General features: G+C 55.4%; 15 protein-coding genes and 1 pseudogene. All 16 read left to right on the top strand.

From position 1 onward, the window contains the following. Window position 1 precedes the first annotated feature (1 nt). On the top strand, window positions 2–442 hold the full coding sequence (locus AB8818_RS04750; protein WP_032657182.1) for a hypothetical protein: 441 nt from the start codon (window positions 2–4) through the stop codon (window positions 440–442). 11 nt (window positions 443–453) lie between these two features. Continuing rightward, a complete protein-coding gene (locus AB8818_RS04745; protein ID WP_063159380.1) occupies window positions 454–1530 on the top strand; it encodes a major capsid protein in 1077 nt (358 codons plus the stop codon). A 9-nt stretch (window positions 1531–1539) separates the two neighbouring features. Then, window positions 1540–1941: a hypothetical protein gene (locus tag AB8818_RS04740; RefSeq protein ID WP_192985173.1), complete on the top strand. Its 402-nt coding sequence runs from the start codon at window positions 1540–1542 to the stop codon at window positions 1939–1941. Window positions 1942–1943: 2 nt separating this feature from the next. Next, a complete protein-coding gene (locus AB8818_RS04735) occupies window positions 1944–2324 on the top strand; it encodes a hypothetical protein (protein ID WP_192985175.1) in 381 nt (126 codons plus the stop codon). Then, window positions 2324–2497 (top strand): hypothetical protein, encoded by a 174-nt coding sequence (locus AB8818_RS04730; protein ID WP_045898263.1) that lies wholly within the window; start codon window positions 2324–2326, stop codon window positions 2495–2497. Before AB8818_RS04735 ends, AB8818_RS04730 begins: the two co-directional genes overlap by 1 nt. Then, entirely contained in the window at window positions 2497–2853 is a 357-nt protein-coding gene (locus tag AB8818_RS04725; RefSeq protein ID WP_032668718.1) for a hypothetical protein, read from the top strand. Before AB8818_RS04730 ends, AB8818_RS04725 begins: the two co-directional genes overlap by 1 nt. A 2-nt stretch (window positions 2854–2855) precedes the next feature. Then, entirely contained in the window at window positions 2856–3320 is a 465-nt protein-coding gene (locus tag AB8818_RS04720) for an HK97 gp10 family phage protein (protein WP_371199789.1), read from the top strand. Further along, on the top strand, window positions 3317–3700 hold the full coding sequence (locus AB8818_RS04715; protein ID WP_045898306.1) for a hypothetical protein: 384 nt from the start codon (window positions 3317–3319) through the stop codon (window positions 3698–3700). Before AB8818_RS04720 ends, AB8818_RS04715 begins: the two co-directional genes overlap by 4 nt. Window positions 3701–3763: 63 nt before the next feature. Further along, a complete protein-coding gene (locus AB8818_RS04710) occupies window positions 3764–4507 on the top strand; it encodes an Ig-like domain-containing protein (RefSeq protein WP_253542452.1) in 744 nt (247 codons plus the stop codon). 57 nt (window positions 4508–4564) lie between these two features. Then, window positions 4565–5236: a DUF6246 family protein gene (locus AB8818_RS04705; RefSeq protein WP_371199788.1), complete on the top strand. Its 672-nt coding sequence runs from the start codon at window positions 4565–4567 to the stop codon at window positions 5234–5236. Between the two features lie 12 nt (window positions 5237–5248). After that, window positions 5249–8191: a phage tail tape measure protein gene (locus AB8818_RS04700; protein ID WP_371199787.1), complete on the top strand. Its 2943-nt coding sequence runs from the start codon at window positions 5249–5251 to the stop codon at window positions 8189–8191. A 1-nt stretch (window position 8192) separates the two neighbouring features. After that, window positions 8193–8687 carry a hypothetical protein gene (locus AB8818_RS04695; protein WP_371199786.1) on the top strand — a complete coding sequence of 165 codons (495 nt, stop codon included), beginning with the start codon at window positions 8193–8195 and terminating at the stop codon, window positions 8685–8687. Next, a complete protein-coding gene (locus AB8818_RS04690; protein ID WP_045409750.1) occupies window positions 8687–9157 on the top strand; it encodes a hypothetical protein in 471 nt (156 codons plus the stop codon). Before AB8818_RS04695 ends, AB8818_RS04690 begins: the two co-directional genes overlap by 1 nt. Beyond that, window positions 9150–9587, top strand: coding sequence for an NlpC/P60 family protein (locus AB8818_RS04685; protein WP_126327779.1), 438 nt, complete (start codon window positions 9150–9152; stop codon window positions 9585–9587). The genes AB8818_RS04690 and AB8818_RS04685 overlap by 8 nt, the downstream gene beginning before the upstream one ends. Continuing rightward, window positions 9529–12012, top strand: coding sequence for a host specificity factor TipJ family phage tail protein (locus AB8818_RS04680; protein ID WP_371199785.1), 2484 nt, complete (start codon window positions 9529–9531; stop codon window positions 12010–12012). The genes AB8818_RS04685 and AB8818_RS04680 overlap by 59 nt, the downstream gene beginning before the upstream one ends. Before the next feature lie 57 nt (window positions 12013–12069). Further along, window positions 12070–12489 (top strand): annotated as a pseudogene (locus AB8818_RS04675) (hypothetical protein); the annotation flags it as partial. Between the last annotated feature and the right edge of the window lie 225 nt (window positions 12490–12714).

The raw sequence follows: 12714 nt of genomic DNA, 5'->3' as shown, positions 1-12714 counted from the left end.
AATGGCTAAAGACGGAAAACACGTAATTCACGCGGGCGGTATCTTCGCAAACCCACAGCTTCACCGTGAAGGTGCTGCAGCCGCTGATACGCCTCCAGGTACGATTGGTTTCTTCGACAACACTACGAAGAAATTCACCGCCTCCGTGGATGGTAATGAAGCCGCGATCCTCTACGTAGCCAATTATGACTACCTGCGTTGCAAAACCGTAGACGACGTCATCAAGGCTGGCGACTGGGTTGTTGCTTTCCACCCAACCCCAGGCGTTTTCTTCAACGTGCCAGCTGCAGCAGGCACTTACACCAAAGGGCAGCCGCTCTCTGTTGCCAACGGACGCGTTAAAGCTGTCGGCACTGATGAATCGGTCCGCTGCTACGTAGAAGAAGAACGCTCATACACCATTGCAACGGCAGGTGACCTCCTGCGCGTGGTCATTAAATAAGGAGCACCTGAATGTTTGTATTCTCCACTAAGCAGGCGACCGAAACCGGGAACCTCGAAGCCAACATGGCTCAGTTCAATGAACTGACGTTCGCTCGTAATTCCAGTGCTCAGGCCGTGGCAGACTTTATTGCTCGTACCCGTGTTCGCGGTGAAGCGGCAAATGCCCCGGTACTGGACGCAGTAAACGCAGTCGACGATATCCGCCGTCTGTACAAGGCCTATGACCAGACCGTGCTGAAGCAATTCGAACCGAATACCGAATTCACGCTGCTGAACGACCTGATGCCACTGTCTCGCTCTGTTCGTCTGGAAGAGTCTGTGTACGAATACGCTCGCACCGGCGGCCGTGGCTGGGCGCATACTTCCATGTCCGGTCAGATTGGTGCTGCGCTGGATGCGAAGTCTTACACCTTCGATGGCACCATGGTGCCGATCCACGACAGCGGTTTTAAATTTAACTGGCGTGACCCGGTATTCAATAAAGGATCTGCGCTCTCATCCCTGGCGGATGCTCAGGCCGGTTCTGTGGATGATGTGCGTCGCCAGTATGTCGACTATATCTGGGAAGGCTTCCGTGATGCAGCCGGTAACTACATCAAATTCGATGACAAGACCTGGAAGGGACTGCGTCACGATGAGCGTGTGGCACAGGTAACGCTGACCGTTAACTTCGCAACAAGCACCGACCCAAAAGCCATGCGTGCTGCGGCGATTGCCCTGCGTGACGTCCTTAAGCTGCAAAACATGCAGTACGGGCAGCAGACGTGGTACGTCTCCAGCGAAATCATGTCCAACTGGGAACAGTACTTCGATGTGAACTCTCTCCGCACCGTGCTGGAAGAGATCTCCAAACTGTCAGGCATCGCGGCAATCAAAGAAGATGCTGAGCTGACCGGCAACGAAATCGTAATCGTGCCGCTGCAGGCTGGCGTGATTGCTCCCATCGTCGGCCAGGCGTTCGGTACCGTCGCTGATCCGCGTCAGTTCTACAACTCAGATTACGTTTGGCGTACCTGGGGTGCTGCTGGCCTGATGGTCAAGCAGGACATCAACGGTCACTACTCTGTTATTCACGCTTCGAGCTAAGGAAACAACATGGCACTCGTAAAGGTATTGGTAGCAAACCTCTTTGCCGGTGCCAGCCTTCAAAAGCTGGAGGCTGGACAGGTTTATGACGTCGATGATTCGATCGCTGAAAAGTGGATCGAGCAGGGCAAGGCAGAGAAATCCACCGAGAAGAAGGGTGAGAAGCTCGTCTTTGAAGTGGCGACGCCATCTGCGCCTGTGGCATCCGGTGCATCCGATTTGCAGTCAAAACTCAATGAGGCGTTGGCTCAACTGGAGCAGGCTCGGTCTGAAATTGATGCTAAGGATAAAGAGCATGCCGAAGTGATTGAGCAACTGAAGCAGGAAAGTGCAGCTAAGTTGGACGCTGAAACCAAACGCGCTAACGAAGCCGAAGCGGCCCTGGCAGAAGCAATCAAGAAGGCGAAATAACCATGGCTGACCCAATCACAGCAGCAGACGTGCAGGCGTTCCTAGGTGAATTGGGTTACTCCATCCCGGGCGCGCTGCTGGAGCCGATCCTCTGCGTGGTGAACAAGATTATCCCATGCCTCGATGGCGCGGGTTATGACGAGTGCACCGCGAAGCTGATCCTGATGTACGCCGCCGCGCTTATGGCAACGTCGTCCGGCGCGCGCCGCATCAAATCGCAGGGTGCGCCGTCTGGCGCGTCACGCTCGTTTGAGTATGGGGAAGACAGCATTACCTGGCTGCGCGACTCGTTGGCCAAGCTCGATACCAGCGGCTGCACCGGTGAGTTGCCGATCAGCGCCGGTAACAGCGTCGGCCTGTTCATGGTGGTCGGGGGCTGCTGATGACGTACAAATCAGTTAAGCACGGACTGCCGCGATCTTTCACCCGCGTCTGGGTGATGACCGACACCGGGCGGGAAACTACCGGCTACGTGAAATCGGACGGCGAGTGGCATATCAACTGCGCGCGCATCCGGGCTACTGGCGCAAAGGTGCTGCGCTGGAAGGAGGGCTGATGTCATCTACAGCTTCGTGGTCCTACAACAAGCCATGCACGATATGGCGCAAGGGTGCAGGTGGTAATGATGAGTGGGGTGATCCTGTCGACCCATATGAACCTCCTGAAACCATCATGTGCGACTACATCGGCGGCCTGTCTGCAAAGCTCGGCTCCATCGGTAAAGAGGTTGTCGTAAAAAACACCTTCTTCACGGCTTACGCTCTGGCCGATGAGGGCGATTACATCCTGATTGGTGTTAGCGCTGAGCCGGACCCGGTAGTGGCAGGTGCCGATGAGGTTCGTCACGTGACGCGCTGGAACGATACTCTCGACGGCCTGGAAGATGACTGGGCGATAATTACGGGGGTGTAGCCATGGGCATCAAAGTGAAGGGCATCAGTCAGGCGAAAAAACACCTGAACGATGTCATCAACGACGTGAAGGGGCGCAAGGTAATCCGCGCGTTGCAGTCAGCGATGATGCTTATCGGTACCCGGGCGGCCTATTACACCCCGATCGACAGCTCAACGCTGATTAACAGCCAATTTCGTGAAATCGATGCTGGCGGCGTGCTCATCACCGGGAGAGTCGGTTACTCGGCCAACTATGCCGCGTACGTGCATGAAGCGTCAGGCAAACTGAAAGGTCAGCCGCGCGCGCACTTTGGCGTGACCAGTAACCGCTCTGAGTTCGGACCGCAGAAGCCGAAAGAGTTCGGAGGCGGCACCGGAACAGGTAACTATTGGGATCCGCATGGTGAGTCGCAATTCCTGACCAAGGGCGCGAATGACGAGCGCGATAACGTTGACGCGGTGATGCGCAAGGAGCTTTCGCTATGACACCCATGATGCACGAGCGGGTGCGCAACATGTTCGGCGACGCCGGGCTAACGACCGGCTTCACGGTGCAGCAGCTGATGTACGACGACCCGGGCGATTTGTCGAAGGCGATCATGGTGTTCAGGCCCAATGGCGGGTCGAATATCCGAACCAATCTGGGCTCTGAATACCACGTCCTGGTCGACGTTGTCGGCGCGAAGGACAAGCGCAAAGACGCACTCAGCGCTGTACAACGTATCGTCGATTACGTCCAGGCCAACCCCATGGCTGACGAGTGTGTCGGCTATATCCAGAACATGGGCGCAATCCCCGCGCCGGTGCTCACAGAAGAAGGGCGAATAGTCTTCCGACTCCAGTTCGCCTGCACTTACGGCGAATAGCCATTCCCAACCAAATAACCCGCTTCGGCGGGTTTTCTTTTATACGTCAAAGAGGAGTTTCACATGGCTAATTGCCAGAACTCGAACGAGCGCCTGTTCGGCGGTGCGGTCGTGCTGGAAGTCGCCGATGGCTGCCCGGACGTCAAACCACTCGAAGGTGAGTGGATGGCGCTGGCCGCTGGTACGTCGAAGGGCTTCGACTTCAACCCTAACTCGGTTACCTCTGATGCGGATGACGGCGGCGGCTATGTCGAGACCATCATCACCAACAGTGATTTCACCCTGAGCTTTGAGGGTGAAGTGCGCAAGAAGGACAAGCTGGATCAGTACGGTGTCGGCAAATTCATCAAGTATTTCGCTGACGAGCTGAAGGCCAAGCGCCAGCCTGGGATCTGGGTGCGCATGGACTACGGCCCGGTCGAATTCATCGGCTATATGAACATCACGGCGCTGAGCTCTGACGGCGGTACAAACGACATCGTCACGTTCTCCACCGAGTTCAAAGTCGGCGATGCAACCACCATCGAAGTGAACGAACTGACTGCTGTAGCAGTGACTGGCGTGACGGTAACGCCGACAACCAGCACCGGTACGGCAGGCGGTACCAGCACCTTCACGGTAAATATCGCACCAACTGGCGCTACCAACAAAGATTTCACTGTAGCAACTACTGATGCGACCAAAGCAACGGCCACTGCCTCGGGCAACACCGTTACCGTGACGCGCGTCGCCACCGGCAGCGCGCAGATCATCATTAACACTGAAGACGGCAACTTTGTGGCCGTGCATACGGTTACCGTTACCTAACGGACATTCCAAAGGGCGGCGTGCTGCCCTTGATAATGACCGTTTACTGGAAGGCCTATGACCGCTTTAACCGATATTGGCGAACTATCTATCAGCGACAGCCGCGAAGGCGGGAAGGATTACCTGCTACGGCCTTCATTCGAGGCCATGACCAGGATCGGCACTCCCGAAGAGATTGTGCAGGCGTACGCCACCATCCACGGCAATGATGTCGCTCAGCTCATGGAGGTGTGCGCAGGCGCGCTGGGGTACTTCCCCGCCTGGTTATCTCCATCATTCAATCGCGCCGCTGAGAAGCTGCTATCAACATGCATGCTGGTGCTGCAGGCGTGCTGCGAGGAAGACCTGACTCCAATGATCGGCGAGTGGAAAGGGTGGCGGCACTGCGTAGTCTACCGCCCGGGCCAGATGCCGAAGAACGACATAATCGTACTGGCGCAGCATCTCATGCAGCACGGTGTCGTCGGAAAGGCAAAGGTTCGCCAACTGCAGCGCCACGAAACAGGTGCGAGAACGAACGAATTTAAAGCCTTCGACTACATCAGCGCGGCACGCAGCCACTTTGAAATGAACCGAGCCGAAGCCTCTCAGTTAACGATGACCGAATTCCAGATGCTGCTGGCGTCGAAATACCCTGAGCAGAAAGGCTTTACTCGCGAAGAGTACGACAGCATCGCCGACGAGTACCTGGCTAAACAGGCCGCACGCAGGGCAAAAGCAAAGCAATAACCGGAGAATGACATGGCAGGTGAGAAGAACGCCGGTAGCATCGTGTATGAAATCAGCGCCGACGTTGAGCCGCTGCTACAGGGCGGGAAACAGACCATTGATGCTCTGGACAAACTGGATGCTGCGGCCCAGCAGTCAGGTAAGGGAATGGACAACCTCGACCAGAGCGCGTCTCAAACCGGATCCGCATTTACTGAACTGGCCGGTTATGCCAACTCGATGGATAACCAGCTGCGCAAGCTGAACACCAACGTGAGCGGAATTGCCCGCGCAATGGAAGAGGCCCGCAGCGGTACCGGCGGTGCGAGCAGTGAATTCAGTCGTGCAGAATCAATCATCGAGGCGCTGGGTAACCAGCTGGCTGTGCTGGACGAAGCGCAGGAGAATGGCGCGCGTAGTGCCGCAGTCCTGGCTGCGCAGTTGCGTGCCGGGTCGAAAGCTACAGACGAAGAAAAGCAGAAGATCGGCGAGCTTACTGGTCGCCTGTATGACATGAAGACTGGCGTTGAAAATGGCGCAAAAGGCACTGGTAGCTGGAAAACCAGCATGCAGCAGGCCGGGTACCAGGTTCAGGACTTCATCGTGCAGGTGCAGGGTGGGCAGTCTGCGCTGGTGGCGTTCGCTCAGCAGGGCTCGCAGCTTGCCGGGGCATTCGGGCCGGGCGGAGCTGTAGTTGGTGCGGTAATTGCGCTGAGCTCAGTTATCGCTGGCGTGCTGATTACTTCGCTGAATGGCGGTAAGAACGCCATGGATGCGCTGAAAGACGCAGCTGAAGCGATGGATAAGGTGATCACCATTTCCTCGCAAGGCGTGGCCGCTCTATCCGACAAGTATGCCGCTCTGGCGCGGGTAAATGCCGACGTGGCAACACTGCTTCGTAATCAGGCGCTGCTCGAGTATAACCAGGCCATCTCGAAGATACCGAAGGCCATTAGCGACGCGTCTGATGCTTTCATCACGTTAGGCGATCGCGCACTGGCTGCGGTTGGCGGTGCGTCTCCAAGCATCAAAAAGTTCAACGATGAGCTTTCTGCGCTTGGCGTTACCACAAATGACTGGAGCCAGGCCATTCAGCAGGCCAACAGTCAGGGGCAATATGCCTCTGGTATTGTGAATTCGCTGTCCTCAACAGTGAGCACGCTTTCTTCTCGCCTTGGTATCAGCAAGCAAGCAGCGTTTGATCTGGCAAGAGAGCTATCAGACCTGAGCAATAACCCGTCCCCGGAAGCGCTTCAGGAACTGGCGAAAAAACTCCAGGAAATGAAGTCCTCATCCAAAGATGGGCAGTCAGCTATTGCTGAACTGGCAGGTAAGCTTGTCGATCTGGCGAGAGAGGCAGCCAACGCGAAGATAAACGTCGACAGCCTGAACAAGTCCACTGACAACCTCACGGCCGGGCAGAAGAACCTCATCAAGCAGTCTGAGCGAAACCTTGCTCTGTCGAAACTACAGGGCGAGGCCCGCGCGCGGCTGCAGGCGCAATACGCCGCCGAAGATGCCGGGTTTGCGAAGGATGATCCGCATGCCAAGCAGATGGAAGATGATGCTGCTGCTACGTACAAAAATACGCAGGCGCAGAAGACGCTTCAGTCTGAGCAGAAGAAGGGGGCTTCCCAAGCTGATTCTATCGCCCAGAAGCTGGCGAACCTGAAACAGCAATCAGAGCTGGCGGCAGACTCAACGAACAAGCTGAGTCGCGAGCAGGCCATCCTGACTGCGCAGCAGTCGCTCGGGAAAGAAGCTACTAAAGAGCAGATAGCGCTGGCAGGTCAGTATGCGGCAAAAAAATGGGATACAGCCAACGCCATCAAAGCTGAAGCTGCAGCACAGAAGCTTCTCCCTGAAGCGGCTGAGAACGCCAGTTACAAACAGGATGTTGAGGATCTGAATACGGCGCTGGCTGCGAAGAAAGTCAGCCAGGAACAGTACAACCAGACCTCAGAACGACTGGCGGCAACGCACCAGGCTAACCTCGCGAAAATCCAGTCTCAACAGGCTGTGACGCCACAGCAGGAAGCGGTCGGCGGAGTTGACCCTGTTCAGCAGCTGGCTAACGAGAACGCCAAGAAACTCGCGCTTATTCAGGCATACGAGCAACAGGGGCTTATTACTCACCAGAACGCCATGGCATTGCGTGCTGCAATTGACACGCAGTACGAGCAGGCGCGCATCGCTGCACAGTGGGAAATATTCCGTAACCAGAGCCTGGGTAATGAGATGCTGGCCGCGAGTTTTGATTCTCTCTCCGGGAATATCTCGAATGCTTTTACCGGGATCCTGACTGGAAGCATGTCGGCGCAGGAGGCTATGCAATCTCTCGCCAGCAATGCACTGAACAGCATGATTAACGGCTTCGTTCAGATGGGCGTTGAGTGGGTGAAATCTGCCGTAATGGGTGCTGCAGCGCAAACCTCTGCGATTGCTACAACCACTGCGGCGCAAACCGCTGGTTTGGCGACAACCACTGCAGCAAGCACCGCGGCGGCCACGACCACTATGGCCGTCTGGACACCAGCTGCGGCCGTTGCCTCAATCGGTTCATTCGGTGGTGCGGCGGCGATCGGTATTGCTGCCCTGATTGCTGCTATGGCGATGGCTGGCGGTATTGCAGGCAAGCGCAAGAACGGCGGACCGGTATCGGCTGGCTCTATGTACCAGGTGGGTGAGGGCGGTATGCCTGAAATCTACCGGGCCAGCAATGGCAGCCAGTACATGATCCCCGGCGACAACGGAAAGGTCATCAGCAACAAGCAGATGAATGCCGGAGTCGGAGGCGGGTCTGTTCCTGTCACTATCAACATTCAGAACTATACCGGCGCGACTGTTGATGCCCAGGCCACGCAGGACGGCAATGGGGTGACCATCGATATGATTGTGGCTGATATCAATAACGGTGGTCGAGTGAGTCAGGCCATCCAGCAAAACCATCAGGCACCACGCAAAGCAAGGGGATAACATGCCAATTCCGTACCCTGACTGGTTGCCACTGGCACAGAAAGGGAAATCACCCACTACCGATACCGGGTTTCGCGTCGACCAGCCGACGGTCGGCGCGCCGGTATTTCAGAAATTAACCGACGACCTGAAGACGTCATTCTCGTTGACGTGGATCTTCACACAGGACCAGCACCGGGCGTTCATGCAGTGGTCGCGCAGCCCTAACTACCTTGACAACTACAATCAGTGGTTCACGATGCCTCTCGGCACCGGGACCGGAGATACTGGTGTCGAGGTGCAGGAATTGCACTTTCTCTCCTGGCCGTCATGGTCACAGTCCGGGTCTATTTTCACGTGGAGCGGTGATGTTGTTGCGCGCGAGCTGGTTAACTCAGATGACGAGTTTGACGACATCATCATTGAGCTGCCGCCACCATGGGCCTCATGGCTGGATATCATTGTCACGGGCTATCCTGACGGGCGCGACCCGGAGAGTTTACCGAAGGTGCCATAATGCCGACGCTCAGAGAATTCCAGAGCCGAAGGCCAAACCGAATCCTGTACGAAACCATCACGTTTTACAGCCCGGTCTTTGGCTATATCAGGCTCGTTAATAACCAGATTTTCCCCAAAACGCTCGGCGGTCAGGTCTACACACCATGCAGAATGGAGTTAACCGAAAGCCAGCAGAGCAACACGCCGATCCTCGACAGCACCGTCAAATTTGGCCGTCTGGCGCAGGACTTCAAGCAACAGCTCAAGCAGTGGAAAGCCTACTCGCGTATCACACCTATCTCGGCGACATATCAGCAGTTTGACGCAGCCGACATGACGACTGCCATCAAGTCGTGGACGCTCTACGTCAGTGACTGCTCGATGGACGATAAGGACGTGACGTGCAGCCTGACGCGCGTTAACCCGCTCAATCGCAACGTCGGGCGGCTGTATACCGTCGAAGAATATCCGGGGCTCCAGAATGCTTAAAGACGATTTCATTTCGCGGGTTGAGGGCATCCCCTGGAGTAACCGCGCCTGCAGCTTTGAGGCGGCCGACTGCTGGGGCCTGGTGGTGCTCTATTACCGCCATGTTCTGGGGATCGAGATTCATCAGTCACCAGATTACGAATCCGGACGCGACTTCATGACGTGTTACGACGCTGATGTCGCGTTCTGGCAGCCCGGAGCTACGTTCGCCGATGACGGGATCTTCGTCGCCTGGGTTGGCAGCCAGCCTGTTCATGTCGGCCTGATTGTTGGCGGCCGCGCGCTGCACAGCCGAGGGGAAAATGGACACGTCCGGTTCGACGCCATCCGGACAATTCAGAAGCTATTCACCAGAGTGGAGTTTTACACCTATGCCGGTAATCGAGATTCAGCGCGTTCCGGGGATGCCGAAGGACCGGGCGGTAGTTAAAAGCGGCACTGTATTTTCGGAGTGGCTGGAGCAGGAAAGTTTTCACCGCGATATCCGCATCAACGTTAACGGCAAAGAGCTGCATCCTGATGATGAGCTGAAGTTTGCACTTGAGGAAGACGACCGGGTGATCATTTTCGACCAGCCGAAGAGTGGCGGCCTTGTCGGTACGCTGCTAAACCCCCTTGAGCATTTCAACCCGATAAAGTTCACCCAGAAGGTGCTGTCTTCGCTGATGCCGAAGCCAAACACCAACGCAGCCAGCGGAAACAGCAAAACATCTCCGAACAACAGCCTGAAAGGGCAGACGAACATAGCGCGCAATGGCGAGGCGAAGCCGGACAATTTCGGCCAGGTTCGTTCCTTTCCGGATCTGGCTCAGGAGTCGCTATTCGAATATATCAGCAACCTGAAATACATCACTGAGCTGATGGTATTCGGTCTGGGGAAATACGATGTAACGTCTGTGCGCTTCTCAGAATCGAATCTCGGTTCTATGGCCGGTGCCAGCTACACCATTTACCAGCCAGGAGATGTCATTCCGATTGTGAATGAGGGCTATCAGTTCGACGATGTCGACGGGCAGGAGGTGCCCGGACTTAACGAGAGCGACGATTTTCCGATCGAGACGGCGACAGCAAACACCGTCATCAGTGGCGTTTATGCTGGCGGCCAGATAGCGATGAAAATCGTTAAACAGGCGGACTTCGACTACTTCGCTGACCTGACTTTCCCGCACCCGGTCACGTTCACTATCAATGTGACGTACCCGATCACCGGCGGAACTCGAACCGAAGATGTCACGCTGTCTGGGCGCCTGATCAGCTTTGCGGAGACAAACGATGGGTCAGTAGTCAGCCCTGTTTACTATTACACATTCACTTTTGACAACCTGAATGGCCCGTCAATCCCAATTCAGGACGCAACAATCAACACAACCAAGTTCATCCTGAATGATAACGCCGCACTGATCGTCGGTCCGTTCTTCTCGCCGATACCATCAAGCCAACTGTGGCTGCATACGCAGTCCGGTCTCGGAGGTAACAGCGAAACGAACTGGGTGGTCAACATCTGGAAAGTGGACAATGACAACAACCTGATCCCCGGAACTGAACAGACGTTCACCTACCGGCAGACAACGCCGCACGACTACATGTCGGAGACGTTTAACCGGACTGACAAACTCACCCCGGCTGGCGGGTTTGGACGTTATGCGATCACTTTCCAGAGGACCGATAACAGCAGTGACGCCAGTAAACTTCAGGTCGAAGAGATTCATGCGGTGAACGTCAGGACGAACGTCGTTCACGCTGAAGATTCACTGGTGATGGTCAAGGTCAGGGCCACAGAGAACGCCACTAGCGGGCGAGACAGGAAGTACAACGCGTTAATCACCCGCCACGTCATCAGCTACAACATGACGACGCAGCAGGTCGACTACACGCTAAGGCCATCGCGCAAGTTTGCAGATATTGCGCTGTTTAACTGGCTGGTCGTCGGGCAGCAGCCGGAGTCGAGCATTGATATCTACGGCCTGTACCAGATACAGGCTGAAATCGACGCTATTGACCCGCGTCTGGGGTATTTCGATTACACCTTTGACGATGAGGATGTGTCGCTCGGTTCGCGCATGGAGACCATCTGTGACGCTGCCAGCGTCTCGGTTTACGACGACAACGGCGTGCTGTCATTCACCCGAGATATCAAAAAGACGTCTGCGGCCACGATATTTAACCGCTCAAACACCAGGCCTGATGGTTACTCGCTCTCTTACGACATGACGCTGCCTGGCGGCTATGACGGCGTTGAAGTGCAGTATCGCAACCCGGACACCAATAAGCAGGACTTTGTCCGGTACCGGATATCAGGCAATTCCATCATTGAAGGATCGCCGGCCAAAGCGAAGAAGTTCGAAATGCTGTACGTCAGGAACAGGTTTCAGGCCGACGAGCGCGCGCTGAGGGAATGTAAGAGACTCATCTACTCTCGTATGACCATGCAGATCACCGCTATGGCAGACGGAGAATGGGTGAACATCGGCGATATGGTGCAGGTGCCGGACACATACGACACCAACCAGCAGGCCGGTTATATCGTGTCGAGGGTCGGGAATGACTTCGAGACGAGTGAGCGCATCAATTTCTCCGGAACCATGTTTGTGCAGGTCACGGATTCATCCGGCGCCACTACTGCGCGATACCCGGCTTCACCAAGGGCTGATACCGCATTTGGCTTTACCGCTGCTATTCCGAACATTGAGCTCAACCTGTTTGATGGGGTAGATGTTCAATCACCATCCAGGTACGCCATCGCGACATCAGAAGAACTCAATGCAGGCAGATGGACGATTACTGCAAAACAGCCAGACGGAAAGGGCAGTACCGCGTTAACCCTCGCTGAGTACAGCGATCTGATTTACCAATAAGACCTATCCCGATCACCTCAACCCGGCCACAGCGCCGGGTTTTTTTATGGAATCAATATGGCTACGCAACCGACGCAAAATGCAGTACCAAGCGAATCCCCCCGCGACCTGAAATATAACGCGGGGAAAGTTGACGAATTCGTTACATCGATGGGGTGGACATACACCGACCGATTCGGTGTGCAGCATTACACTATTGAAGGCATGCGCTGGCTTGCGCAGCAGGCAATTGCCGCATTTGGCTACATCACTCTGGATAGCTTTGAAGATGGAAATACGCTCACCCTCCCTAACCAGGTTCTTCGCCTTGAAGCGACAGGCGAATACTACCGCTGGGATGGTGCATTTCCAAAAAACGTTCCTGCTGGTTCAACGCCAGATTCTACTGGTGGCGTAGGGGTAGGAAAGTGGCTCAGTGTAGGAGATGCTACTCTGCGCTCAGACCTTGCAGAAAGCGATGGTTTGAAGCTCACCGGTCAAAAGGTTAACTATGGAATTCCTTCCGGTTCGAGCTTAACGAGGGGGCTTATCTGGGCGTTTGATAAGATTAAGGGTTGGTTACGAGTAGGCGGATCTGATCTCGAACCACTTGACGACGAAAAAGACTTTTGGCGCGGATTGCCCTCTAAAAACTCATGGGGTGATCCTGCAAACATAGGTGACTATTCTGTTTCATTTGGCCGAAATGGGGCATCGTTTGCA

It is taken from the genome of Enterobacter sp. KB-280D8, from assembly GCF_041399405.1.
GTDB lineage: Bacteria > Pseudomonadota > Gammaproteobacteria > Enterobacterales > Enterobacteriaceae > Enterobacter > Enterobacter cloacae_N.
Note: the sequence above shows the minus strand (reverse complement) of the source record. Positions and strands in the feature narration are given on the sequence as shown.